This is a genomic window from Streptomyces sp. NPDC033174, assembly GCF_055577795.1.
In genome coordinates this window covers 1,294,395-1,320,286 of sequence record NZ_JBVIPQ010000001.1, presented here as the reverse complement: position 1 = coordinate 1,320,286, position 25,892 = coordinate 1,294,395, and the positions used below count along the sequence as shown (strand labels likewise).

The 25,892-nt window shown below is 71.2% G+C and carries 22 protein-coding genes and 1 tRNA gene; 20 read left to right on the top strand and 3 right to left on the bottom strand.

Annotated features, from left to right (window positions below):
• The first annotated feature begins 64 nt into the window (after positions 1–64).
• The 7 genes from ACZ5VC_RS05995 to ACZ5VC_RS05965 all read left to right on the top strand — a co-directional run bounded on the left by ACZ5VC_RS05995 (position 65) and on the right by ACZ5VC_RS05965 (position 7,569).
• A complete protein-coding gene (locus ACZ5VC_RS05995; RefSeq protein ID WP_469118839.1) occupies positions 65–577 on the top strand; it encodes a GNAT family N-acetyltransferase in 513 nt (170 codons plus the stop codon).
• Positions 578–654: 77 nt separating this feature from the next.
• Complete coding sequence (locus ACZ5VC_RS05990; RefSeq protein ID WP_469118838.1) at positions 655–1,209, top strand: CGNR zinc finger domain-containing protein; 555 nt, start codon at positions 655–657, stop codon at positions 1,207–1,209.
• A 138-nt stretch (positions 1,210–1,347) separates the two neighbouring features.
• Positions 1,348–1,935: a sigma-70 family RNA polymerase sigma factor gene (locus ACZ5VC_RS05985; RefSeq protein WP_468710880.1), complete on the top strand. Its 588-nt coding sequence runs from the start codon at positions 1,348–1,350 to the stop codon at positions 1,933–1,935.
• Positions 1,932–2,705 (top strand): zf-HC2 domain-containing protein, encoded by a 774-nt coding sequence (locus ACZ5VC_RS05980; RefSeq protein ID WP_469118837.1) that lies wholly within the window; start codon positions 1,932–1,934, stop codon positions 2,703–2,705. Before ACZ5VC_RS05985 ends, ACZ5VC_RS05980 begins: the two co-directional genes overlap by 4 nt.
• A gap of 73 nt (positions 2,706–2,778) precedes the next feature.
• Positions 2,779–5,124: a HelD family protein gene (locus tag ACZ5VC_RS05975; RefSeq protein WP_469118836.1), complete on the top strand. Its 2,346-nt coding sequence runs from the start codon at positions 2,779–2,781 to the stop codon at positions 5,122–5,124.
• A gap of 411 nt (positions 5,125–5,535) precedes the next feature.
• Entirely contained in the window at positions 5,536–6,969 is a 1,434-nt protein-coding gene (locus tag ACZ5VC_RS05970; RefSeq protein ID WP_469118835.1) for an NAD-dependent malic enzyme, read from the top strand.
• 318 nt (positions 6,970–7,287) lie between these two features.
• A complete protein-coding gene (locus ACZ5VC_RS05965; RefSeq protein ID WP_003968811.1) occupies positions 7,288–7,569 on the top strand; it encodes an HU family DNA-binding protein in 282 nt (93 codons plus the stop codon).
• A gap of 146 nt (positions 7,570–7,715) precedes the next feature.
• Here ACZ5VC_RS05965 and murA read toward each other — a convergent pair whose 3' ends face one another.
• Positions 7,716–9,056: a UDP-N-acetylglucosamine 1-carboxyvinyltransferase gene (gene murA / locus ACZ5VC_RS05960; RefSeq protein WP_468710874.1), complete on the bottom strand. Its 1,341-nt coding sequence runs from the start codon at positions 9,054–9,056 to the stop codon at positions 7,716–7,718.
• Positions 9,057–9,329: 273 nt separating this feature from the next.
• On the opposite strand from murA, the gene ACZ5VC_RS05955 reads away from it, so the two are divergent.
• From ACZ5VC_RS05955 to mycP, 12 genes are all read left to right on the top strand, one after another.
• A complete protein-coding gene (locus tag ACZ5VC_RS05955) occupies positions 9,330–9,890 on the top strand; it encodes a YqgE/AlgH family protein (protein WP_469118834.1) in 561 nt (186 codons plus the stop codon).
• Between the two features lie 30 nt (positions 9,891–9,920).
• Positions 9,921–10,211, top strand: coding sequence for a DUF3039 domain-containing protein (locus ACZ5VC_RS05950; RefSeq protein WP_318106551.1), 291 nt, complete (start codon positions 9,921–9,923; stop codon positions 10,209–10,211).
• Positions 10,212–10,460: 249 nt separating this feature from the next.
• Entirely contained in the window at positions 10,461–11,768 is a 1,308-nt protein-coding gene (locus tag ACZ5VC_RS05945) for an extracellular solute-binding protein (RefSeq protein ID WP_469118833.1), read from the top strand.
• Positions 11,769–11,775: 7 nt separating this feature from the next.
• Positions 11,776–12,768 carry a carbohydrate ABC transporter permease gene (locus ACZ5VC_RS05940; RefSeq protein ID WP_469118951.1) on the top strand — a complete coding sequence of 331 codons (993 nt, stop codon included), beginning with the start codon at positions 11,776–11,778 and terminating at the stop codon, positions 12,766–12,768.
• Positions 12,765–13,637, top strand: coding sequence for a carbohydrate ABC transporter permease (locus tag ACZ5VC_RS05935; RefSeq protein ID WP_469118832.1), 873 nt, complete (start codon positions 12,765–12,767; stop codon positions 13,635–13,637). Before ACZ5VC_RS05940 ends, ACZ5VC_RS05935 begins: the two co-directional genes overlap by 4 nt.
• Positions 13,638–13,643: 6 nt before the next feature.
• On the top strand, positions 13,644–15,302 hold the full coding sequence (locus ACZ5VC_RS05930; protein ID WP_469118831.1) for a beta-N-acetylhexosaminidase: 1,659 nt from the start codon (positions 13,644–13,646) through the stop codon (positions 15,300–15,302).
• A gap of 353 nt (positions 15,303–15,655) precedes the next feature.
• Positions 15,656–16,546 carry an FAD binding domain-containing protein gene (locus ACZ5VC_RS05925; protein ID WP_469118830.1) on the top strand — a complete coding sequence of 297 codons (891 nt, stop codon included), beginning with the start codon at positions 15,656–15,658 and terminating at the stop codon, positions 16,544–16,546.
• Positions 16,543–18,087 (top strand): (2Fe-2S)-binding protein, encoded by a 1,545-nt coding sequence (locus ACZ5VC_RS05920; RefSeq protein ID WP_469118829.1) that lies wholly within the window; start codon positions 16,543–16,545, stop codon positions 18,085–18,087. The genes ACZ5VC_RS05925 and ACZ5VC_RS05920 overlap by 4 nt, the downstream gene beginning before the upstream one ends.
• Positions 18,084–20,393, top strand: a complete 2,310-nt coding sequence (locus tag ACZ5VC_RS05915) for a xanthine dehydrogenase family protein molybdopterin-binding subunit (RefSeq protein ID WP_469118828.1) — start codon at positions 18,084–18,086, stop codon at positions 20,391–20,393. Before ACZ5VC_RS05920 ends, ACZ5VC_RS05915 begins: the two co-directional genes overlap by 4 nt.
• A gap of 118 nt (positions 20,394–20,511) precedes the next feature.
• Positions 20,512–20,997, top strand: a complete 486-nt coding sequence (locus tag ACZ5VC_RS05910; RefSeq protein WP_469118827.1) for a hypothetical protein — start codon at positions 20,512–20,514, stop codon at positions 20,995–20,997.
• Between the two features lie 26 nt (positions 20,998–21,023).
• A complete protein-coding gene (locus ACZ5VC_RS05905) occupies positions 21,024–22,325 on the top strand; it encodes a WXG100 family type VII secretion target (RefSeq protein WP_469118826.1) in 1,302 nt (433 codons plus the stop codon).
• Positions 22,326–22,356: 31 nt separating this feature from the next.
• Positions 22,357–23,538, top strand: a complete 1,182-nt coding sequence (mycP, locus tag ACZ5VC_RS05900) for a type VII secretion-associated serine protease mycosin (protein WP_469118825.1) — start codon at positions 22,357–22,359, stop codon at positions 23,536–23,538.
• Positions 23,539–23,543: 5 nt separating this feature from the next.
• On the opposite strand, the gene ACZ5VC_RS05895 is transcribed toward mycP, so the two are convergent.
• Positions 23,544–23,936 carry a hypothetical protein gene (locus tag ACZ5VC_RS05895; RefSeq protein ID WP_469118824.1) on the bottom strand — a complete coding sequence of 131 codons (393 nt, stop codon included), beginning with the start codon at positions 23,934–23,936 and terminating at the stop codon, positions 23,544–23,546.
• A gap of 43 nt (positions 23,937–23,979) precedes the next feature.
• A tRNA-Cys gene (locus ACZ5VC_RS05890) sits at positions 23,980–24,054 on the bottom strand.
• A gap of 175 nt (positions 24,055–24,229) precedes the next feature.
• Here ACZ5VC_RS05890 and ACZ5VC_RS05885 point away from each other — a divergent pair.
• Entirely contained in the window at positions 24,230–25,699 is a 1,470-nt protein-coding gene (locus ACZ5VC_RS05885) for an MFS transporter (RefSeq protein WP_469118823.1), read from the top strand.
• Positions 25,700–25,892 lie beyond the last annotated feature (193 nt).

The following is a 25,892-nucleotide window of genomic DNA, read 5'->3' as shown; positions in this document are numbered from 1 at the left end:
AGGCGCATACGTCTGCGTCCAGGCCTGTGGGCCGGCACGACTGCGGGGCGCATAGCGTGACCGGATGACCGTTCAGATCCGCGGCGCCCGCCCGTCCGACGCGCCCGCCCTCGCCGAGGCCCTGGCCCGCAACCGGGCCCACATGCGCCCCTGGGAGCCGCACCGGCCCGAGGCCTACTTCACCGCCGAGGGACAGGCCGTCCGCCTCGCCGACGCCTCCGTGCGCTGGTTCGCCGTCGACGGGGAGGCGATCGTCGGCGCGGCCACCCTCTCCGGCATCGCCCTCGGCCCGTTCCGCAGCGCGAGCCTTGGCTACTGGGTCGACGCCGAGTACACCGGCCGCGGCCTCGCCACCCGGATCGTCGGGGAGGTGTGCCGCGCCGCACGCGAGGAACTCGGCCTGCACCGCCTGGAAGCCGGGACCGTGCTCCACAACACGGCCTCCCAACGGGTCCTGGCCAAGAGCGGATTCGAGCGGTACGGAACAGCGCCCCGCTATCTGCACATCGACGGCGAGTGGCGCGATCACCACCTCTTCCAGCGGATCCTGCACGACGACCCGCCGCCGCTCGGGTAGCGGGGGTTCCGGTCGCCGCCCCCGGCGGGCACTCTGTTCGGTACACCCGACGGTGACCCCGAGGCGGTGACAGGTACATGGCGCTGACTTTCGATTCCGGGCGGATCTGCCTGGATCTGGCGGCGGAAGAGCTCGACCGTACCGACACGCTCGACCAGTGGCTCAGGGCGGCCGGACTCGTTCCCGCCACCACCCCGCTCCGCGCCCTCGACGCCTGCTGGGTCACGCGTTTCCGGGAACTGCGGGACTGCATAGGCGAGTTGGTCCGGGCGCAGATCGAGGACAGGTGCGCCGACGCCGCCCTGGAGCGGCTCAACACCCTGGCCGCGGCCGCTGCGCCGCCCGCGCCCCGTGCCGTCCGTACGGAATCAGGCCTGCTCGTACGGGTGCTGAGCGGTGAGCCCGACTGCCTCGCCCTGCTCGCCGCCGTCGCCCGTGACGCCGTCGACCTGCTCACCGACCCCGTCGCGCGCGGGCGTCTGCGGCAGTGCGAAGGGGACAACTGCCGCCGCTGCTACCTCGACATGTCCCGCGGGCTCCGCCGCCGCTGGTGCTCCAGCGAGGTGTGTGGAAACCGCGAGCGCGTCGCCCGCCACCGCCGGCGGCACGGCGCCGTTCCGGCGCGGGCCTGAGCGCCGACGGCGGCGGCGTCCGCCGGCCCCGGCGCCGGTCTTCGAAAAAAAAGCCTCGCGCCCGTTGAGTCGATTCCCGTCCGTCTCCGTAGTGATGGGGGACAAGCAGTCAGACAGGGTCTCGACCAGGAGGTTCAGGTGCGCAAGGATGCCGCCGTGGCCGATGACCGTCCGCACAGGGCCCGGCATCGCAGTCAGGCATCACGCTTCGACCCCTCCGTCCCCGACGAGGAGTTGATGCGTGAGCTCTACCGCGAACACGCCGGCCCTTTGCTCGCCTACGTACTCCGACTCGTCGCCGGCGACCGCCAACGCGCCGAGGACGTCGTACAGGAGACGCTCATCCGTGCCTGGAAGAACGCCGGTCAGCTCAACCGGGCCACCGGCTCTGTCCGACCTTGGCTGGTGACGGTCGCCCGTCGCATCGTCATCGACGGCCACCGCAGCCGGCAGGCCCGGCCGCAGGAGGTCGATCCGTCGCCGCTCGAGGTCATGCCCGCGGAGGACGAGATCGACAAGGCGTTGTGGCTCATGACGCTCTCTGATGCGCTCGACGATTTGACCCCGGCCCACCGGGAAGTGTTGGTCGAGACGTACTTCAAGGGGCGTACGGTCAATGAGGCAGCCGAGACGCTCGGCATACCCAGCGGGACCGTCCGGTCCCGCGTGTTCTACGCACTGCGTTCCATGAAGCTGGCGCTGGAGGAGAGGGGGGTCTCGGCATGACGACGTACGAACACGAATCGGTCCACGACGCGGCGGGTGCGTATGTACTCGGCATTCTGGACGCCGCCGACGCCGCCGTCTTCGAGGCGCATCTGGCGGGATGCGAGCTCTGCGCGGCACACCTGGACGAATTCGCCGGTATCGAACCGATGCTGGCCATGCTCGCGGACGCCTCCGGTCCGCCGCCGGTCGTACGTCCCGTCGCGCCCGCACCCACCTCCGGCCCGCCGCTCCTCGACAGGCTCGTGGACGAGGTCGCCGTCAAGCGCGCCCAGCGCCGCCGCCGCACCAGGTTCCTCGTCGCGGCCGCCGCGGCCCTGATCATCGGCGGTCCCGCCGTCGCCGTGGTCGCCACGTCCGGAGGCGGTACGGAGAACCGGGCGGGCGCCGACCCGCACCCCACCAGCCCCGCCGAGGACGCCTTCTTCAACCACATGGACGAGAAGGTCCGGGCCACGGACGCGACCACCAAGGTCAGCGCCACCGTCGGCATGGAGAAGAAGGGCTGGGGCACGCACGCCGTCCTGGAGCTCAAGAACGTCAAGGGCCCCCTGAAGTGCAATCTCGTCGCCGTTTCCAAGAACGGCGAGGAGGAGGTCGTCACCTCCTGGGCGGTCCCGAAGTGGGGCTACGGCATCCCCGGAGCCTCCGAGGAGATGGCCAGGAACCCGCTGTACGTCCACGGCGGCGCGGCGATGGACCGCAACGACATCGACCACTTCGAAGTGCGTACATTCGACGGCAAACGCCTCGTGGAGGTCGACGCCTGAGACGGAGCCTGACAGAGCCGCCCCCTTCGCGTACGCTCGACGGCTGCCCAGTGCACGTCAGAAGGGGGCCTCGGTGGCCACGCAGGAAGCCGACGGTGTGGTCGATACGGTCCGGGACCGCGAGATCAGTGTCGAGCAGGACCATCTCGACCAGGTGTACCGCCGCCTCGAGGAGAAGATCCACGAGGCGGAGTTCCTCATGAACGACGCCGCCAAGCGCGGCCAGGTCGGCACGCCCGGCGCGCTCGCCGAACGCGACGCGCAGGTGTTCCGGGCCGGTATCCATCTGAACCGGCTCAACAACGAATTCGAGGACTTCCTCTTCGGCAGGATCGACCTGCTGCGCGGCAAGGACGGCCAGAAGGGCCCGGACGGGGCGTACACCTCGGTCGAGCCCGCCGAGGACGCCGTGGCGGGGGACAACACCGCCGAGATCGCGGAGACCCTCCACATCGGCCGCATCGGCGTCCTGGACTCCGACTACTCGCCGCTGGTCATCGACTGGCGCGCACCCGCCGCGGCGCCCTTCTACCGCTCCACCCCGGTCGATCCGGGCCGGGTGGTACGCCGCCGGGTCATCCGCTCCAAGGGCCGCAAGGTCCTCGGCGTCGAGGACGACCTGATGCGCCCGGAGCTGAAGGCCACCCTCGGCGGCCGGGACCTCCCGGTGATCGGCGACGGCGCCCTGATGGCCGCCCTCGGCCAGGCCCGCGGCCACACCATGCGCGACATCGTCGCCTCCATCCAGGCGGAGCAGGACATGGTCATCCGGGCGCCCGCCGCCTCGGTGACCTACGTCGAGGGCGGCCCCGGCACCGGCAAGACCGCCGTCGCCCTGCACCGGGCCGCCTACCTGCTCTACCAGGACCGGCGGCGGTACGCCGGCGGCATCCTGATCGTCTCGCCGACGCCACTGCTGGTGTCGTACACCGAGGGCGTCCTGCCGTCCCTCGGCGAGGAGGGGCAGGTCGCGATCCGCGCGGTCGGTTCCCTGGTCGACGGCGTCGAGGCCACCGCGTACGACGATCCGGCCGTGGCCCGCGTCAAGGGCTCCTCCCGGATGCTGAAAGTGCTGCGCAAGGCCGTCCGCGGGGCGCTGGAGACACCGCCCCCAAGACGCACCGGACAGCTCGCCCTCGGCGAGGACGAGGAGCCCCAGGGCGCCCCCGGCACCCCCACCCGGCTGCGGGTCGTCGCCTTCGGCCGCCGCCTGGAGCTGGAGAACGACGAACTCCAGCGCATCCGCCACAACGTCCTCGGCGGCTCCGCCCCCGTCAACCTGCTGCGCCCGCGCGCCCGCAGGCTGCTCCTCGACGCGCTGTACGCCAAGTCCGGCGCCGGCACCCGCCACACGGATCCGGAACTCGCCGCCGAACTCCGCTCCTCCTTCGACGAGGACATCACCTCCGAGGACAGCTTCATCGCCTTCCTCGACGCCTGGTGGCCGGAGCTCACACCCCGACAGGTGCTCACCGCGATGGCCGACGAGAGGCGGCTCGGCCGCTGGGCCCGCCGGATCCTCAACCCGGGTGAGGTGCGCCGGGTGGCCCGCTCGCTGCGCCGCGACGCCCTGTCGGTCCACGACGTGGCGATCCTGGACGAGCTGGAGCTGCTCCTCGGCGCCCCGGCCCGGCCCCGCAAGCGGCGCGAACTGGACCCGATGGACCAGCTGACGGGTCTGGAGGAGCTGATGCCCGTACGCGAGGAGACACAGCGCGAGCGGGCCGAGCGGCTGGCGCAGGAGCGCACCGAATACGCCCATGTCATCGTCGACGAGGCGCAGGACCTGACGCCGATGCAGTGGCGCATGGTCGGCCGGCGCGGCCGCCAGGCCACCTGGACCGTGGTCGGCGATCCGGCCCAGTCGTCGTGGTCGACGCCGGACGAGGCCGCCGAGGCCCGTGACGAGGCCCTCGGCAGCCGTCCCCGGCGCCGTTTCGAGCTCACGGTGAACTACCGCAACCCGGCCGAGATCGCCGAGCTCGCGGCCAAGGTGCTGGCCCTGGCGATGCCCGGCAAGGAGTCGCCGCGCGCGGTCCGCTCCACGGGCGTGGAGCCTCGGTTCGTGGCCACGAGTGGCGGGGACCTCGCCGAGCTGGTCCGCGCGGAGGCACAGCGCCTCCTGGACCGGGTGGACGGCACGGTGGGCGTCGTCGTGGCCATGAACCGCCGCGAGCAGGCGGCGCGCTGGCTCGCCGGTCTGGGAGAACGGGTGGTCGCGCTCGGCAGCCTGGAGGCGAAGGGGCTGGAGTACGACGCCACGGTCGTCGTCTCGCCGGCGGAGATCGCGGACGAGTCGCCGGCCGGTCTTCGGGTGCTGTACGTGGCGCTGACCCGCGCGACACAGCAGTTGACGGTCGTCTCGGGGCCGCGCGACGAGCCGGACGCGGACGGGGTTCCGGACCTGCTCAGGGACTGATCCCGGGGAGCTTCGACGGCTCCGGTTCCGGGTCTTCGCGTCAGGACGGCGAGTCAACTCGTCAAGGAGGAATCACTTACCGGGGTGGTTTGTTAGCCTGTAGGTGGCACCGGCTCGATCCAAGCCCCCGGGCCCAACCTTCGTCGCTCAGAGCGACCACTTGCCGCGAGGCGAGCATGGCGGGTCGGTGCCACTTGGTACGTACATACAGAAGAGGTCCGCGTCACCGCTCCGGTGACGCGGACCTCTTCTGTTTCACCATCACTTCTCGTATGGTGGAAAACAGTTTCCGAAAACAAAATGACCGCATTACCTGCTACCCGCAGGTAGGTGCGACCATCGGAGGGCGCCGCCGGGCAACCAGCCGTGGCGGCGTAGCAACGAAGCTAGGGAAAGCAGAGGAACCCGGTCATGGCAACGGCGCCCAGCGTCTCGTACTCGATGACGGTCCGGCTGGAGGTGCCCGCCAGCGGAACGGCGGTCTCCCAGCTCACCACGGCCGTGGAGTCCTCCGGCGGCTCCGTCACCGGCCTCGATGTGACCGCCTCAGGCCACGAGAAGCTGCGGATCGACGTCACCATCGCGGCGACCTCGACCACCCACGCGGACGAGATCGTCGAGAAGCTCAGCGGCATCGAGGGCGTCACCCTCGGCAAGGTCTCCGACCGTACGTTCCTGATGCACCTCGGCGGCAAGATCGAGATGGCGTCGAAGCACCCCATCCGCAACCGTGACGACCTCTCCATGATCTACACCCCGGGTGTCGCCCGGGTCTGCATGGCGATCGCCGAGAACCCCGAGGACGCCCGCCGCCTCACCATCAAGCGCAACTCCGTCGCGGTCGTGACGGACGGCTCCGCCGTCCTCGGTCTCGGCAACATCGGCCCGATGGCCGCGCTGCCCGTGATGGAGGGCAAGGCGGCCCTCTTCAAGCGCTTCGCCGGCATCGACGCCTGGCCGATCTGCCTCGACACCCAGGACACCGACGCGATCGTCGAGATCGTCAAGGCCATCGCCCCGGGCTTCGCCGGCATCAACCTCGAGGACATCTCCGCACCGCGCTGCTTCGAGATCGAGGCGCGCCTGCGCGAGGCCCTGGACATCCCCGTCTTCCACGACGACCAGCACGGCACCGCGATCGTCGTCCTGGCCTCGCTCACCAACGCGCTGCGCGTGGTCGGCAAGGCCATCGGTGACGTACGGGTCGTCATGTCCGGCGCCGGAGCGGCCGGTACGGCCATCCTCAAGCTGCTGATCGCCGCCGGTGTAAAGCACGCCGTCGTCGCCGACATCCACGGCGTCGTCCACGCCGGCCGCGAGGACCTGGTCGACGCCGCGCCCGGGACGCCGCTGCGCTGGATCGCCGACAACACCAACCCCGAGGGCGTCACCGGCACCCTCAAGGAGGCCGTCGTCGACGCCGACGTCTTCATCGGCGTCTCCGCCCCGAACGTCCTGGGCGGCGACGACGTCGCGGCGATGGCGGACGGCGCGATCGTGTTCGCGCTCGCGAACCCGGATCCCGAAGTGGATCCCGCAATCGCCCGCCAGACGGCGGCAGTTGTGGCCACCGGCCGCTCGGACTTCCCCAACCAGATCAACAACGTGCTGGTCTTCCCCGGCGTCTTCCGCGGTCTGCTCGACGCGCAGTCCCGGACCGTCAACACCGAGATGATGCTCGCGGCCGCCGCCGCCCTCGCCGACGTCGTCACCGACGAGGAGCTGAACCCGAACTACATCATCCCGTCCGTCTTCAACGACAAGGTCGCGGGCGCGGTCGCGGGCGCCGTCCGCAACGCAGCGAAGGCCGCGGGCCCCGCTGTGACGGGCCCCACGTCCGCCTGACCTACGGCGCGTCGCGGGCACCGGGGCCGTAAACCCACCTTTAGGGTGGCGATTCGGCTCCGTGGAGTCCCCGCGGAGTCGACGGAACGTCACGATGACGAGGCAGTGGCGCTTTTCGTGTGACTCCGGGGGGTGCCGGATTGGCTTTCCCGCCGCTGGTGGGGGCAGGATGCTCCATTGAGGGCCTGCGCCCCAGGGGGAACCCCACCGGCGCGGCGGGTCTGACGGCAGACCCGGGTCCGGGGACTGTCCGAGGGCCCTGGCAGCATCGGCTTCGATCTCACGCCTCACAGGCAAGAAGAACACGGGAGTAACAACATGAACCGCAGTGAGCTGGTGGCCGCCCTGGCCGACCGCGCCGAGGTGACTCGCAAGGACGCCGACGCCGTGCTGGCCGCTCTCGCCGAGACCGTCGGTGAGATCGTCGCCAAGGGCGACGAGAAGGTCACCATCCCCGGCTTCCTGACCTTCGAGCGCACCCACCGTGCCGCTCGCACCGCTCGTAACCCGCAGACCGGCGACCCGATCAACATCCCGGCCGGTTACAGCGTGAAGGTCTCCGCGGGCTCCAAGCTCAAGGAAGCCGCCAAGGGCAAGTAACACCCCGAGGCAACGGAGGAGGGCGGTCACCCTGTCAGGGGGTGGCCGCCCTTCGCCGTTGCGCACACCTGCGTGTCAGGGGTCCCGTCAGGGAGGCGGCACGAAAACAGCCCCCGCCGAAGCGGGGGCTGTCGTCCTTCGCCGGGTCAGACGAGCGCCCTGCCCGGGAGTTCGACCTTCGCGCCGAGCTCGACGAGCTTCTCCATGAAGTTCTCGTAGCCGCGGTTGATCAGGTCGATGCCGTGGACACGGGACGTCCCCTGGGCCGCCAGGGCCGCGATCAGGTACGAGAATCCACCCCGGAGGTCCGGGATGACCAGGTCGGCGCCCTGGAGCTTCGTGGGGCCGGACACGACCGCCGAGTGCAGGAAGTTCCGCTGGCCGAAGCGGCAGTCCGAACCACCCAGGCACTCGCGGTACAGCTGGATGTGGGCACCCATCTGGTTCAGCGCGGAGGTGAAGCCCAGCCGCGACTCGTAGACCGTCTCGTGGACGATGGAGAGCCCCGCCGCCTGGGTCAGGGCCACCACCAGCGGCTGCTGCCAGTCGGTCTGGAAACCGGGGTGCACGTCCGTCTCCAGGGCGATCGCGTTGAGCGAGCCACCCGGGTGCCAGAAGCGGATGCCCTCGTCGTCGATCTCGAAGGCGCCGCCGACCTTCCGGTACGTGTTGAGGAAGGTCATCATCGAGCGCTGCTGGGCGCCGCGCACATAGATGTTGCCCTCGGTCGCCAGCGCCGCCGACGCCCAGGAGGCCGCCTCCAGGCGGTCCGGGAGCGCCCGGTGGGTGTAACCGCCGAGGCTGTCGACGCCGGTGATCCGGATCGTGCGGTCGGTGTCCATCGAGATGATCGCGCCCATCTTCTGCAGGACGCAGATCAGGTCCTCGATCTCCGGCTCCACGGCCGCGTTGGAGAGCTCGGTCACGCCCTCCGCGAGCACGGCCGTCAGGAGCACCTGTTCGGTCGAGCCGACCGAGGGGTACGGCAGCCGGATCTTCGTGCCGCGCAGTCGCTGCGGGGCCTCCAGGTACTGGCCGTCCGCGCGCTTCTCGATCGTCGCGCCGAACTGCCGCAGCACCTCGAAGTGGAAGTCGATCGGCCGGCCGCCGATGTCGCAGCCGCCCAGGCCCGGGATGAAGGCGTGGCCGAGGCGGTGCAGCAGCGGACCGCAGAAGAGGATCGGGATGCGGGACGAGCCGGCGTGGGCATCGATGTCGGCGACGTTGGCCGACTCGACGTGGGACGGGTCGAGGATCAGCTCGCCGGGCTCGTCGCCCGGCCTGACCGTCACACCGTGCAGCTGCAGGAGCCCGCGGACGACGCGGACGTCACGGATGTCGGGCACATTGCGCAGTCGGCTCGGCCCGCTGCCGAGGAGTGCGGCGACCATCGCCTTGGGCACGAGGTTCTTCGCGCCGCGGACGCGGATCTCGCCCTCGAGCGGGGTTCCGCCGTGGACAAGCAGTACATCGTCTGTGCCGGTCATGAATCTCGCGTTCCGGAGAGGTGGGCAGGGGGCCAGGGAAAAGGGTACGGCGCTTCTACCCCCGTTCTGTAAGGCCAAGGGGGCCTCGGGCCTGTAATGAATTGGGTACAGCACTATCTGTCCCGCAAGCCTCGCGGAGCGTTACCGTCCGTTTGTTCGAGGGGAGGGGTGCGGGTGCGTGCGCCGTCCCCTGTGTACTGCGTAGCAATCGCACACCACCGGGGCCCGCCGTACAACCCCCGCGAAGGCCGAAGATGCGGGATCATGTCTCGCATGACCGAGGTGTCCTCGCTCACAGGACGGCTGCTCGTCGCCACCCCCACGCTGGTGGACCCGAATTTCGACCGCGCGGTGGTGCTCCTCCTCGACCACGACGACGAGGGCTCCCTCGGCGTGGTCCTCAACCGTCCGACCCCGGTCGGCGTGGTGGAGATCCTGGAGCAGTGGTCCCCTCTCACCGGCGAGCCGGGCGTGGTCTTCCAGGGCGGCCCCGTCTCCCTGGACGCGGCCCTGGGCCTCGCGGTGATCCCCGGTGACGAGGGCCCCCTTGGCTGGCGGCGGGTCTACGGCGCGATCGGCCTGGTGGACCTGGAAACCCCACCGGAACTCCTCGCGGAGGCCCTCGGCTCCCTGCGGATCTTCGCCGGCTACGCGGGCTGGGGCCCCGGCCAGCTGGAGGAGGAGCTCACCCAGGGCGCCTGGTACGTCGTCGAGTCGGAACCGGGGGACGTCTCCTCCCCGCGCCCGGAGGGCTTGTGGCGCGCGGTCCTGAGACGCCAGCGCAACGAACTCGCGATGGTCGCCACGTACCCGGACGACCCGTCGCTGAACTGACCCGCCCGGCTTTCAGTACCCTTGGCATTTATGAGCACTCTCGAGCCCGAGCGCGGGGCAGGTACGGGAACCCTCGTGGAGCCGACGCCACAGGTGTCCCACGGTGACGGCGACCACGAGCGCTACGCCCATTACGTTCAGAAGGACAAGATCATGGCGAGTGCCCTCGACGGCACTCCCGTGGTGGCACTGTGCGGCAAGGTCTGGGTGCCGGGGCGTGACCCCAAGAAGTACCCGGTCTGTCCGATGTGCAAGGAGATCTACGAGTCCATGGGCGCCGGTGGCGGGGACAAGGACAAGGGCGGCAAGGACAAGAAGTAGGGACCGCCTGCAGCGGGGTTCTTTTCGCAGGGGACGGCCCCCGGCGCGCGTACTCGGGTACGCGCGCCGGGGGCCGTTCGCATGGGTGCGCGGCGCCGTGGGGGTGTTCGCGTTGCAGGGCGTGCAACCGCTGGTCACAGAGTGGTCGAGACCACTTGTCGTGCTCTTCGCGCGGGCCTAACCTCACGCGTGTTGTGCAGCACGAAACGTTCGTTGCGTATGCTGCAACGCCATCGGAGGGGATCCCGTATGAAGCTTCCTGCCCGAATCACCGCCCCGATTGCCGCCCTCGCGCTCGCCGGCCTCGCTGCCACCGCCGGGTGCGCCCCGCAGACCTCCGACACCGGCGCGAAGAAGGACGAGACGAGCGGCACCTTGCGCGTCTGGCTCTTCCAGGAGGTCAACAACAAGCCCAAGGAGCAGGTGGTCGAGGCCGCCGTCGCCGCGTTCCAGAAGCGGCACAAGGGGGTGAGTGCCGAAGTGGAGTACATCCCGGTCGACACCCGCGCCCAGCGCATCAAGGCCGCCTTCAACGATCCCAAGAGCGCGCCGGACCTGGTCGAGTACGGCAACACCGACACCGCCGGGTACGTGAAGGACGGTGGACTCGCCGACATCAGCGCCGAGTTCGGGGCGTGGCCGGAGGCGAAGGACACCGACCCGACGGCACGGACCTCGGTCACGGTGGACGGGAAGGTGTACGGCGCGCCGCTGTTCGTGGGGGTGCGCGCTCTGTACTACCGCACCGACGTCTTCCGGGAGATGGGGCTCGCGGCGCCGAAGTCGCAGGCCGAGCTGATCGACACCGCGAAGAGGATCCACAAGGCGAAGCCGGAGCTGTACGGCCTTGCCGTCGGCGGCGCGTACACCTATGGCGCGATGCCGTTCATCTGGGCGAACGGCGGCGAACTCGCCACCGGGAGTGGTGGCGCGTACAAGGCCGCGATCAACAGCGAGGCGGCGCGCAGGGGCATCACCTCGTACACCTCGCTCTTCGGTGACGACAATTGTCCCGCCGCCAAGTGCGCCTCGATGGGCGGCAACGCGACCGTCACCGCCTTCGCCTCGGGCAGGGCGGCGATGGCGATCGGTGGCGACTTCAGCCACGCGGCGGTCGAGGCGGGTGCGGTGAGGGGAAAGTACGCGGTGGTGCCGCTGCCGGGTGTGGCGGCGGGCTCGATCGCCCCACCCTTCGCCGGCGGCAACAACATCGGGGTACTGAAGAGCAGTTCGCACCGGACGCTGGCCGTCGACCTGATGAAGTCCCTGGCCGGGAAGGAGACCCAGGGCAAGCTCTTCGACGCGATGGGATTCCTGCCGACGTACACGGACGTGCGGGCGGACGTGGCGAAAAGGGAGCCGTTCGTGAAGCCATTCGTCGACTCGCTGGGCGCGGGGGCGAAGTTCGTGCCGGCGTCCCCGGGCTGGGGGCAGATCGACGCGTCACTGGTGCTGCCGACGATGTTCCAGGAGATCGTGAGCGGCCGTAAGGACGTGGCGGCCGCGTCGGACGACGCGGCGAAGAAGATGGACGCGGCGTTCGCCGCGGCGGGCTGACCCGGTGATCGACGGTACGAAGACGCGCGCCGCCGGGCCGGAGGCGGCGCCGGCGGCGGGGAGCGCCGTCGGGGCGCGCGGCCCCCGCAGGGCTTCCGGCCCCAAAGCCTCCGGTGGCCCCGGTCGCCGGGGCGGCTGGACGCCCTGGCTCTATCTCGCCCCCGCGCTCGTCGTGCTCGGCGGGCTCCTGGTGTACCCCATCTACCAACTGGGCCTGATCTCCTTCCTGGAGTACACGCAGGCCCAGGTCAGTGGCGGCGAGCCGACCTCCTTCCAGGGCCTCGGCAACTACTCCGCCCTCTTCTCCGACAGCCAGTTCTGGCAGGTCCTGCTCGCCACCCTGCTCTTCGCCGCCGCCTGTGTCGTCGCCACCCTCGCCGTGGGCTGCGCGCTCGCCGTGCTCCTCACCCGGATCCGCGCCGTTCCCCGCCTCGCGCTCATGCTGGCCGCGCTCGGCGCCTGGGCGACGCCCGCCATCACCGGGTCCACCGTCTGGGTGTTCCTCTTCGACCCGGACTTCGGACCCGTCAACAGGGTTCTGGGGCTCGGCGACTTCTCCTGGACGTACGGGCGCTACAGCGCCTTCGCGCTCGTCCTCTTCGAGGTCGTGTGGTGTTCGTTCCCGTTCGTGATGGTGACCGTGTACGCGGGCATCAAGGCCGTCCCGGGCGAGGTCCTGGAGGCCGCGTCGCTCGACGGTGCCTCCCAGTGGCGCACCTGGCGGTCGGTCACCGCACCCATCCTGCGGCCGATCCTCGTCGTCGTCACGATCCAGTCGATCATCTGGGACTTCAAGGTGTTCACCCAGATCTATGTGATGACCGGCGGCGGCGGTATCGCCGGCCAGAACCTCGTCCTCAATGTGTACGCCTACCAGAAGGCCTTCGCGTCGTCCCAGTACAGCCTGGGCTCGGCGATCGGCGTCGTGATGCTGCTGATCCTGCTGGCGGTCACGCTGGTCCATCTCCGTCTGCTGCGACGCCAGGGAGAAGAACTGTGAGCCTCCCGCGCCCCGCCGCCCGTGTCCGCCGTCCCCTCCCGCGTGTCCGCCGCCCCGGGCGCCTCGCCGCCGAGGCCCTCGCCCTCCTCGTCGCCGCCGTCGTCGCCTTCCCGCTGTACTGGATGGTCCTCTCGGCCCTCAAGCCGGCCGGGGAGATCCAGTCGACCGAGGCGCGCCCATGGACCCTGTCCCCGTCCCTGGATTCCTTCCGCCGCGTCTTCGAGCAGCAGGATTTCGGCCGTTATTTCGTCAACAGTCTGATCGTCGCGGGCTCGGTGGTCGTCGCCTCCGCCCTCATCGCCTTTCTGGCGGCGACGGCCGTGACCCGCTTCCGCTTCCGGCTCCGCACGACCCTGCTGATCATGTTCCTGGGCGCGCAGATGGTGCCGATCGAGGCGCTGACGATCCCGCTCTTCTTCCTCATGCGGGACCTCGGCCGGCTCAACACCCTGGGGTCGCTGATCCTGCCGCACATCGCCTTCTCGCTGCCCTTCGCGATCTGGATGCTGCGCGGCTTCGTCAAGGCGGTCCCCGAGGCCCTGGAGGAGGCGGCGTACATCGACGGGGCGAGCCGCACCCGCTTCCTCTGGCAGATCCTCTTCCCGCTGGTGTTCCCCGGCCTGGTCGCGACGAGTGTCTTCTCCTTCATCTCGACGTGGAACGACTTCCTCTTCGCCAAGTCCTTCCTCATCAGCGACACCTCGCAGTCCACCCTCCCCATGGCCCTGCTTGTCTTCTTCAAGCCGGACGAGAACGACTGGGGCGGGATCATGGCCGCGTCGACCGTGATGACGATCCCCGTGCTCGTCTTCTTCGTACTCGTACAGCGCCGCCTGGTCTCGGGCCTCGGCGGCGCGGTGAAGGACTGACCCGCCATGTCCCCAACGGACCTGATCCCCGCTCCGCGTGCAGTCCGCCACGGCGGGGCAGGCGGCTCCTTCTCGCTCGACGAACGGACCACGCTCGATGCCGGTCCGGGCACCGAGGGAGTGGCGCGATGGCTGCGTGCCACGCTCGGGGCCGCCACCGGGCTCCCGTTCGCGGAAGGGCCCGGGCCGCGCGGTGTCCGCCTGCGGCTCAGCGACGCGGTGGGACGCGAGCTGGGCCCGGAGGGCTACCGGCTGTCGACCGACGGGTCGGTCGAGGACGTCGCCGTCCTCATCGAGGGCGGCAGCGCCGCCGGAGTGTTCTGGGGAGCCCAGACACTGCGGCAGCTGCTGGGCCCCGACGCGTACCGCAAGGCGCCCGTCGGCCCGCCGGGCCGTGACTGGGACCTCCCCGAGGTCACGGTCGAAGACGCCCCCCGCTTCTCCTGGCGCGGCCTCATGCTCGACGTCTCACGGCACTTCGTGCCCAAGGACGACGTCCTGCGCCATCTCGACCTCCTCGCCGCGCACAAGCTCAACGTCTTCCACTTCCACCTCACCGACGACCAGGGCTGGCGCATCGAGATCAAGCGCCACCCGAGGCTCACCGAGGTCGGCGCCTGGCGTTCGCGTACGAAATGGGGGCACCGCGCCTCACCGCTGTGGAGCGAGGTCCCGCACGGCGGTCACTACACGCAGGACGACATCCGCGAGATCGTCGCCTACGCCGCCGAGCGGCATATCGGCGTGATCCCCGAGATCGACATTCCCGGCCACTCGCAGGCCGCAATCGCCGCGTATCCGGAACTCGGCAACACCGATGTCATCGACACGACCTCCCTCACCGTCTGGGACACCTGGGGCGTCAACCCGAACGTACTCGCCCCCACTGACAACACCCTCCGGTTCTACGAGGGCGTCCTGGAGGAGGTGCTGGAACTCTTCCCGGCCGAGACGTCTCCCTTCGTCCACATCGGCGGCGACGAGTGCCCCAAGGACCAGTGGAAGCAGTCGCCGACCGCCCAGGCGCGGATCCGGGAGCTGGGCCTCAAGGACGAGGACGAGCTCCAGTCCTGGTTCATCAGGCACTTCGACAACTGGCTGACCGCGCGCGGCCGTCGCCTGATCGGCTGGGACGAGATCCTGGAGGGCGGCCTCGCGCCCGGCGCCGCCGTCTCCTCCTGGCGTGGGTACGCGGGCGGCATCGCCGCCGCCGAGGCCGGTCACGACGTCGTCATGTGCCCCGAGCAGCAGGTCTACTTGGACCACCGCCAGGCGCCGGGTGACGACGAGCCGATGCCCATCGGATACGTCCGCACCCTCCAGGACGTGTACCGCTTCGAGCCCGTACCGCCGGGGCTCTCCGCCGGGGCGGCCGCCCATATCCTCGGCACCCAGGCCAATGTCTGGACCGAGGTCATGGAGAACCGCGCCCGCGTCGACTACCAGGTCTTCCCGCGTCTGGTGGCTTTCGCGGAGGTCGCCTGGTCCGCGCTGCCCGCACCCGCCGAACGCGACTTCGCTGATTTCGAGAGGCGAATGACCGTCCACTACCGGCGCCTTGACGCGCTCGGCGTCGACTACCGGCCCCCGACCGGCCCCTTGCCGCGGCACCTGCGGCCCGGCGTCGTCGGTCGCCCGATCGAGGGGGCGCCCCCGAACGTGTGAGCCCGGTGGGCAGGCGGCCGTCCCGCGCCCCTCCGCCCGGGACGGCGGAGGCCCGTCGGCGCCCCGGGGAGCCGCGTGGGCCCGGGCGCCGCCGGACCGGTCGGAACCGTCAAGAACAAGTCGCCCAAGGTTCGCCGAAGGACAGCAATCCGCATGTGACGCCAATCCTGTGGCAAATCGGGCCATCTCCCTGGTCAACGGACGTCAGGGACGGAAGCATCCTTCGCGGACCCTCTCGTCGGTCGGCTCGGAAGATGTGCCAGAGTTGCCACGTCCGGGCTGTGAGCACGTACCGTACGGCCTCACAGGCGGGACAGCCGGGACAGCCGGGACACCGGGAAGGGGCAGCTGGGTTGACCACGCACGCACCGCAGGCGGCGCAGTCCGTGATGCTGCCGACCTCGCTCGACGAGGCCGTGGCGGCGCTGAGCGCCATGCCCGCCGCCGTGCCCGTCGCGGGCGGCACCGATCTGATGGCGGCCGTCAACAGAGGTCAATTGCGCCCGGCCGGACTCGTCGGCCTCGGCCGGATCAACGAGACGCGCGGCTGGCAGTACCAGGACGGCAACGCCCTCCTCGGCGCCGGCCTCACCCACGCCCGTATGGGCCGCCCCGACTTCGCCGCCCTCATCCCCGCGCTCGCCGCGGCCGCGCGCGCGGCCGGCCCGCCGCAGATCCGCAACGCCGGAACGCTAGGGGGCAACATCGTCACCGCCGCCCCGACCGGAGACTCCCTGCCCGTCCTGGCCGCCCTGGAGGCGGACCTGCTGATTTCGGGCCCGGCCGGCACGCGCGAGATCCCCGTCTCCCATCTGCTGGCCGGCCGGGAGATGCTCGGCCCCGGCGAACTCATCGGCTTCGTGCGGGTGCCGCTCCTGCACGCCCCCCAGGTCTTCTTCAAGGCGACGGGCCGCACCGGCCCCGGGCGGGCCACGGCCTCCGTCGCGGTCGTCCTCGACCCGGCGCGGCGCGGCGTGCGCTGCGCGGTCGGCGCGATCGCGCCCATGCCGCTGCGCCCGCTGGAGGCGGAGCGCTGGATCGCCTCGCTGATCGACTGGGACGGTGAGCGGGGGCTGGCACCGGAGGCGCTGACGGCGTTCGGCGAGTACGTCGCCGCCGCCTGCATTCCGGACCCGGTGGCCGTCGACGGCGAGGAGCCGCCCGCACTGCCGCCCGCCGTACTGCATCTGCGGCGCACGGTCGCCGCGCTGTCCCGACGGGCACTGGGGAGGGCGCTGTCGTGAGCACCGACGAGAACGAGAACGAGAACCAGCGGCCGGGGCCGCAGCAGGGCGGCTGGCAGCCGGTCCCGCACGGCGGCGAGTACGACGCCGAGGCCACCGCGTTCGTACAGCTGCCGCCGGGCGACCTGCTGGACGGGGCGCCGCTGGCCGCACCGGGCCACGGTTACGTGCCGCCGCAGTTCACGCCGCCCTCGATCGTGCCGTTGACGCCGGCCGCCGGCACCGACCCGGCCGCGACGGGCACCTGGGTCGTCCAGACGCCCGGGTCCGTCCCGGACCCCGCCGCGGAGCCTTCGGGCGAGCAGGTGACCTGGCCGGAGCCGGGCGCGGTGCACGAGGCGGCGCACGACCCGCGGGCGACAGGACAGTGGACCTTCCCCGAGGCGGCGGAGGGCGGGCCCGGCGGCCCGGCCCCCTCGGAGCTGACGGGGCAATGGACGATCCCGGTCGCCCAGGGGGATCTTCCGGACGAGTCGGGCGAGTTCACCACGTCGGCCCTGATGTCCCAGTGGGCGGGCGGGGCCCCGCCGGCCACGCTGCCCGGCGGCGCGCCCGCGCCCTGGGCCACGCCCGCCGTGCCACAGCACCCCGAGCCGGCGCCCGAGCCCGAGGAGGGCCACGCGTCCTACGCGACGGCGGGCGGGCCGGTCACCGGCCCGCCGACCCTGCCCGGTGGCGCACCCGCGCCGTGGGCGACCGAGGCGGCCGCGGCCGCCGCGCCGGACGCCGGAGAGGCCGCCGGCGCGGAGCCCGCTGCCGAGGACGCCGTCGCTCCCGTGGAGCCCCAGGAACCCCTGGAGCCGGTGGAGAGCGCACACGGGCCCGCACAGCCCGTGGAGCAGCCCCCGGAGCCGTTCACGGAGCCCGTGGGGCAGCCCGCGGCCGAGGCTCCCGCCGTCATCGCCACGAGCAGCAGTGACAGCGACGAACACCCCCACGGCTCCTACGTCCTGCGCGTCAACGGCACCGACCGTCCCGTCACCGACTCCTGGATCGGCGAGTCGCTGCTCTACGTCCTGCGCGAGCGCCTCGGCCTCGCCGGGGCCAAGGACGGCTGCTCCCAGGGCGAGTGCGGCGCGTGCAACGTCCAGGTCGACGGGCGGCTCGTCGCCTCCTGCCTGGTGCCCGCGGCCACCGCCGCCGGCAGCGAGGTCCGTACGGTCGAGGGCCTGGCCGTCGACGGCGAACCGTCCGACGTCCAGCGCGCCCTCGCCAAGTGCGGAGCCGTCCAGTGCGGCTTCTGCATCCCCGGCATGGCGATGACCGTCCACGACCTCCTGGAGGGCAACCACGCCCCCAGCGAGCTGGAGACACGCCAGGCGCTCTGCGGCAACCTCTGCCGCTGCTCCGGCTACCGGGGCATCGTCGACGCCGTCCAGGAAGTGGTCGCCGAGCGCGAGGCGAGCGCCGCGGCCTCCGCGAGCGCAGCCGCCGGTACCGCCCGCGCGGCGCACCCACCGCACGCGCCGGCCCAGGGCGCCGGCGACGAGCTCCGCATCCCGCACCAGGTTCCCCACCCGCACGACGGAGGCATGGCGTGAGCAACGACGCGGCCACCGCCACCATGGCGGTCGACGGACCCCAGCAGGAACCGCCGGCCCACGGCCTCGGCGCGTCGCTCCCCGCGGCCGACACCCGGGCCAAGACCGAGGGCACGTTCCCGTACGCCTCCGACCTGTGGGCCGAGGGACTGCTCTGGGCCGCGATCCTGCGCTCGCCGCACGCGCACGCGCGGATCGTGTCGATCGACACCACGGCCGCCGCCGAGATGCCGGGCGTACGGGCCGTGGTGACGCACGCCGACGTCCCGGGCGACCCGGCCTACGGCCGTACCGTCGCCGACCGTCCCGTCTTCGCCACCGACCTCGTGCGCCACCACGGCGAGGCCATCGCCGCCGTCGCCGCCGACCACCCCGACACGGCCCGCCTCGCCGCCGCGGCCATCGCCGTCGAGTACGAGCTCCTCGACCCGGTCACCGACCCCGAGAAGGCGTTCGCGGCCGAACCGCTGCACCCCGACGGCAACCTGATCCGCCACATCCCGCTGCGCTACGGAGACCCGGACGTCACCGGTGACGTGATCGTCGAGGGCCTCTACCGCATCGGCCGCCAGGACCCGGCCACCGTCGGCGCGGAGGCCGGCCTCGCCGTGCCGCGCCCCGACGGCGGCGTCGAGATCTACACCGCGTCCACCGACCCGCACACCGACCGCGACCTCGCGGCGGCCTGCTTCGGCCTCGAAGCCGACCGGGTCAAGATCGTCGTCACCGGCGTCCCCGGCGCGACGGGCGACCGCGACGACCCCGGCTTCCAGATCCCGCTCGGCCTGCTGGCCCTGCGCACCGGCTGCCCCGTCAAACTCACGGCCACCCGCGAGGAGTCCTTCCTCGGCCACGCCCACCGCCACCCCACCCTGCTGCGCTACCGCCACCACGCGGACGCCGAGGGCCGGCTGCTGAAGGTCGAGGCCCAGATCCTCCTCGACGCGGGTGCCTACGCGGACGCCTCGTCCGAGTCGCTGGCCGCGGCGGTCGCCTTCGCCTGCGGCCCGTACGTCGTGCCGCACGCCTTCATCGAGGGCTGGGCCGTCCGTACGAACAACCCCCCGTCCGGCCATGTGCGGGGCGAGGGCGCGATGCAGGTCTGCGCCGCGTACGAAGCGCAGATGGACAAACTGTCCGCCAAACTCGGTATCGAGCCCACCGAGCTGAGGCTGCGCAACGTGCTGGCGACGGGCGACATCCTGCCCACCGGCCAGACCGTCACCTGCCCCGCCCCCGTGGCCGAACTCCTTCAGTCCGTACGCGACTTCCCCCTGCCCGCTCTCCCCGTGGACGCCCCGGAGGACGACTGGCTCCTCCCCGGCGGCCCGGAGGGCGCGGGCGAACCGGGCGCCGTGCGCCGAGGGGTCGGCTACGCCCTCGGCATGGTCCACATGCTCGGCGCCGAGGGCACGGACGAGGTGTCGACCGCCACCGTCAAGGTGCACGACGGCGTCGCGACCGTCATCTGCGCGGCCGTCGACACCGGCCAGGGCTTCACCACGCTGGCCCGCCAGATCGTGCAGGAAACCCTGGGCATCGACGAGGTCCACGTGGCCTCCGTCGACACCGACCAGCCCCCGGCGGGGCCGGCCACCCACGGCCGCCACACCTGGGTCTCCGGCGGAGCCGTCGAACGCGCCGCGAAGATGGTGCGCACTCAGCTCCTCCAGCCGCTGGCCCACAAGTTCGGCATGTCCACCGAGCTGCTCCAGATCACCGACGGCAAGATCACGTCGTACGACGGCGTCCTCTCGACGACGGTCACGGAAGCCATGGACGGCAAGGAACTCTGGGCCACCGCCCAGTGCCGCCCCCACCCCACCGAGCCCCTCGACGAGGCGGGCCAGGGTGACGCCTTCGTCGGCCTCGCCTTCTGCGCGATCCGCGCGGTCGTCGACGTGGACATCGAACTCGGTTCGGTCCGCGTCGTCGAAATGGCCGTCGCCCAGGACGTCGGCCGCGTCCTCAACCCCGCCCAACTGGCCACCCGTATCGAGGCGGGCGTCACCCAGGGCGTCGGCGCCGCCCTCACGGAGAACCTCCGCACCACCCGCGGTGTCGTCCGTCACCCCGACTTCACCGGCTACGCCCTCCCCACCTCGCTGGACGCCCCGGACATCCGCATCGTCAAGCTCGTCGAGGAACGCGACGTGGTCGCCCCCTTCGGCGCGAAGGCGGCGAGCGCGGTGCCCGTGGTGACCTCCCCGGCGGCGGTGGCCTCGGCGGTCCGCGCGGCGACCGGGCGGCCCGTCAACCGCCTCCCGATAAGACCCCAGGCGGCGGTGGCGGCGCCCGTCCAGTGACGGCCTGAACCGATCCCTTCCGTACGCTCGGGATGCACCGTGTCACTGTCAGTGACTACAGTGTGTCCCGACGCTTTTTCGCGACGCGTACGGGTGGGACCGGGGGAGGGGCGGCGGCATGGTGACTGCGGGCGGTGGGACGGGCCGGGAGCGGCCGTCGCAGGCCGAGACGGACAAGCTCTGGAGGGATGCTCCGAGCAAGGCGATGCTGGTCGAGGCCGACACCCTCCGGAAGTTCCGGCACCGGACCGACGAGGCCCTCACCAAACTCCTCGGCTCCCCGACCGCGCCCGGCCGCCTCGCCGACGAACGCATCGCGCGCGGCCAACTGGGCGGCGGAAACGGTCACTTCGCCGAGGCGGAGGATCTCTTCGGTGCGTACGAGACCGTCGTGACCCAGCTCAAGCAGCTCTCCACCATGCTGTCCGACTCGATCGAGGGGCTGAGCATCGCCGTCCACGCGTCCCAGGCGGGCTACGACGCGATCGACGAGGACGTACGCCGGCGCCTGGCGGCCCTCGACCGGAACACCCGCCGCTGGGCCCAGGCCCACCCTCCGGCGGGCACTCCGAAGAGCAGCCCCTCCCGGGGCACGGAATTCTGACGACGCCGACGACCGGGAGGCGCGACATGGGTACGAACACGGGCGGGCACGGGGTCTCGACACCCTTCGAGACCATGACCCACGACCAACTCCGGGCCTGGCTGCACCCGGCCAGCAGCGACGCGGTGACCGCGATCGCCGACCGCCTGACCGCGGCCGCGCGGACCATGCACGCGATCTCCGCCGACCTCAAGGCCCACATGAGCCGCGTCGGCTGGCAGGGCGAGGCGGGCGACGCCTTCCGCACCTGGGGCACGGACACGGCCAACGCGACGGCCCGCCTGGCGAACTACAGCGCGGGCGCGGCGAAGTGGCTGTCGATCGCCTCCGAAACGATCGCCGAGGTCAAGAGCGCGATGCCCTACGACAAGGGCTCCCCGAAGGCCAACCTCGCCTCCGCCCTCTCCCACCCGAACAGCCAGGACCCGGCGACCGCGGCCTGGGCGGCCCGAACGACCCTGGTGGCGGACGAGGGCCTCCGCCAGGCGGCGATCCGCCAGATGCGGAAGCTCGCGGGGGCGTACGCGTGGGCGGCGAGCGGGCTGAACGCGTTGGAGGTACCTCGGTTTCCGGCGCCGCCGGGGGAGTTTGTGCCGGCGGGGTTGGAGGACGTCGGCGCCCGTCGACAGGATTATGGATCCGGCGGTTTGCCTGCGGGAGGCAGTGGCATTGCTTCCGCGGTGCCATGGACTGCTCATACTCCGTCGCAACCAAGCTTCGCGGATTCGGAGCACAACCCACGGTTCGAACTTGACGGCGGCGCCACTCCGTTGCAGCAAAGTTCGGTTCCTGTTGCCGATAGCGGCGTCCCCAGCCTGGGAAGAGCGGACGGAGGCGGGTTCGTACCTGCCGTCGTGCCCTCTCGCGGGCTAACTCGGCTAACAGGCAACCTGACAGGAATCCCCGACGCCATAAGGATGTCCGAGGTGGGCCAACTTCCAACAGTCCCGCAAGACGAAGGCATCGTGGGCGGGCGCCCTGTACTGCGCGAGCCCGGACGGACTGCTGGTGGGATTCCGCGGGGCACCGTGATCGGAGTGGAGGGGACGCATGCTCGTACTCCGTCGAGCCGGGGTATTGGCGGCCCAGAAACGGCTGATCCCGGCAGCCCTCATAGCGGTGTGGCGGGCAGCCGTCGTATTACCGCCTCACCCGCTCTCAGCGACTCGCCCCACCACACCACCATTGGCGGCGCTATCGGACCCGGCGGTCATGGAGGCGTGTCAGGTAACCAGGCCCGCAGGAGCACGCGACCGGACTACCTCACCGAGGACGAGGAGACTTGGCGCTTGGGTGGGCGTCGGGTCGTGCCACCGGTCATCGAATGATCGCGATCACGGAACTGGGCTAAGGAAGCAGATGCGCAGCATCGGTATTGGTAGAAGCCTGAGCCGGCCAGCTCTGGCCCTCGCGCTGGCATTCCTGGTAGTTGGCGCAGCTGGTGTCCCGGCGATCGCGGATTCCATCCGCTCGGGTCAGTGGCACCTTGACGCTATGCATGCCGAAGAGATGTGGAAGACGAGTACCGGCCTGGGGATTACGGTCGCCGTGATCGACACGGGTGTGAATGCGGCGCATCCCGACCTGAAGGGTCAAGTCTTCGAAGGTAGGGACCTTGCCACGGGTGAGCGCGGTGATGCGCAAACCGACTATCGGGGGCACGGGACCGGGATGGCTGCGCTCATTGCTGGGACAGGTCGACAACGAGGTGGGGACGGCGCCTTCGGCCTGGCACCCGGCGTCAAGATCTTGCCGGTACGTATGCCGAACTCCGAGGGCTCGAAGAATCAGGCGGAAGTGAATCGCAACTACAACGCGCTGATCGATGATGCGATTCGTTACGCCGCGGACTCCGGTGCCAGAGTCATCAACATCTCCCAGGCCGTCCCCGAAGGGTCCCCACAGCTGACGGCCGCCGTCCGATACGCACTTCGTAAGGGATCACTCATCTTCGCCGGCGTGGGCAACGACGGTGATACGGGCAACGCCCCCATGTACCCCGCCGCCACCCCCGGCGTCGTCGGCGTCGGCGCAGTCGGGCGGGATGGGAAGAGGACCGTCGAAGCCCAGCACGGTCCCCAAGTCGACCTCGTGGCCCCCGGTTGGGACATCGTCGCCGCCTGCAACGGCAAGACCGGCGTATGTAAGACCAGCGGCACAAGCGACGCCACCGCCCTCGTCTCCGCCTCCGCCGCTCTGCTCTGGGCCGCTCATCCCGACTGGACCAACAATCAGGTCCTCCGTGTCCTTCTTCGTACGGCCGGTGGCACCAAGAGCGCCGCCAAGCGGGACGATCACGTCGGGTACGGCGCCGTGCGGCCGAGGGTTGCTCTGGTGGAGCCGGGGGACCCCGGGCCCGCCGACGTGTATCCGCTTCCGGATCTCGCCCCCGTGCCGCGGACTTCGCCCTCCGCCTCCACCACCGCCCCGGCCGCGCGCGGAGTCGGCCTGGGGGTGGGGGTGGGGGTGGGAGTCGGCATCGCCGTACTCGTTCTCGGCGTCGCCGTCCCTCTCGTCCGGTCCCGTCGGCGCCGCACCTGACGGGCTCAGTCGGCGGCCGGCTCCGGGTCGGAGCCGGGCGGGAGGAGCAGGGACGCGGCGAGGATCGACGCGCGGGTGATCAGCGCCGCGAGGAGGATCGGGCCGAAGCCGTCGACCTGGAGGTCCGCGATCTCGCCGCCCAGCCAGGAGAGCAGCCACCAGATGAGGGCGTCCTGCACGTACCCGGCCGCCGCGAAGGCCAGTAGCGCCGGGGCGGGGACGGGCGCGGACGGGCCTATGAAGATGAGCTGGGTGAGCAGTGCGACCACGATGAACGCGACGGCGAGGGAGAAGACCGCTTCTTCGCCGGACGGGCCCAGTGTGATGCCGGGCAACAGCGTTCCGGCGAGGCACACTCCGACGAGCGCGCCGAGCTTGCGTCTGCCTTGTGCGGTCATGCGCGGACTCTGGCACACCCCTACCGGGGTTGTGAAGATCCTCTGGAGGCCGTGATCGGAATCGAACCGACGTAACCCGCTTTGCAGGCGAGTCCCTAAGCCACTCGGGCACACGGCCGTGTGCTTTTCGATGTCATGACCGTAGGCCCGCGCCGCCCGGGGTCTCAAGGGCCCCGGCCGCCCTGCAACATGACTGCCATGTTGCGTTCACGCTGGTCGTACGACCAAAGGCGCGCAGCGTGCCCGTCTCGGGACAGGGTCCAACTGGAGGGACGCCCCTTACGCTGGTGGTCATGGCCCCCCTGGAACCACGTGACACGGATGTCACTCGCGCCACCCCGCCCGCCCAAGAGGAGCGGCCCGGGGGCGCCGCCCGGGTTCTGGACCGGGCCCATCGTGCCCTCAGTGTCGGCATGGTCTCCGTCGTCCTGCTGATCGCCTTCGAGGCGACCGCGGTCGGCACGGCCATGCCCGTCGCCGCCCGGGAGCTGAACGGCGTCCCCCTCTACGCCTTCGCCTTCTCGGCGTACTTCACCACCAGCCTCTTCGCGATGGTGCTCTCCGGGCAGTGGTCCGACCGCAGCGGGCCTCTCGCGCCGCTCACCACCGGCATCTCCGCCTTCGCCGCCGGTCTGCTGCTGTCCGGTACGGCCGGCAGCATGTGGCTCTTCATCGCCGGCCGGGCGGTCCAGGGTCTCGGCGGCGGACTGCTGATCGTGGCGTTGTACGTCGTCATCAGCCGGGCCTACTCCGAAGAGCTGCGCCCGGCCATCATGGCGGCCTTCGCAGCCAGTTGGATCGTCCCGTCCATCGTCGGGCCCCTCGCCTCCGGAGCCGTCACCGAACACCTCGGATGGCGCTGGGTCTTCGTCGGCATCCCCGTCCTCGTCGTGCTGCCACTGGTGCTCGCGTTGCCCGCGATCCGGCGCACCGCGTCCGGGCCCGCCGACCCCGACGCGCCGGTGACGCCCTTCGACGCGCGGCGGATCCGGCTGGCGCTCGGTATCTCGTCGGGGGCGGGTCTCCTTCAGTACGCCGGGCAGGAGCTCCGCTGGCTGTCCCTGGTCCCGGCCGTGGCCGGTGCGGCACTGCTCGTGCCGTCGGCGCTGGGGCTGCTGCCGCGCGGAACGTTCCGATCGGGCCGTGGGCTGCCCTCGGTCGTCCTGTTGCGCGGGATCGCGGCCGGGTCGTTCATAGCGGCGGAGTCCTTCGTACCGCTGATGCTGGTCACCGAGCGGGGGCTGAGTCCCACGCTGGCCGGGATGTCGCTCGCGGTCGGCGGCGCGACCTGGACGCTCGGGTCGTACCTCCAGTCGCGGCCGAGGGTGGAGCCGTACCGCGAGCGGTTGGTCGTACTCGGCATGGTGCTCGTCGCGGCGGCGATCGCGGCAGCGCCGAGCGTGCTGATCCCTGCGGTGCCGGTGTGGGTGGTGGCGGTGGCATGGGGGTTCGGCTGCCTCGGCATGGGCCTGGTGATCGCGTCGACCAGCGTCCTGCTGCTCACCCTGTCGGCGCCGGAGGAGGCGGGAGCCAACTCGGCCGCGCTCCAGATCTCGGACGCCCTCTCCAACGTGCTGTTGCTCGCCGGCGGAGGGGCCGCGTTCGCGGCGCTGGGCGGGGGAGCGGTGGCCGCCCACGGGGTGACGGCGACGGCCGGTTCCCATCCCTCGGCCTTCGCGGCGGTGTTCCTGCCGATGGCGGGCGTGGCCCTGGTGGGCGCGTGGGTGGCGACGCGCCTGCGTACTCACCCGGTCCACCCGTAATCCGGCGAGCCCGAGCGCAAGGGGTGGCTCCGCCCTGTCTGACCCGCACCCCTGCCTGACCCGCACCCCGGCCTGCCTCGCGCGCCGACCGAAACCGGGAAACCGGGGGCGCCCCCCCGCACCCGCTGACCAGGACGCCGCATACGACCTGCTCATCGCCGTCGCCCCCGGTGAGCCGTCCCGTACCCGCGCC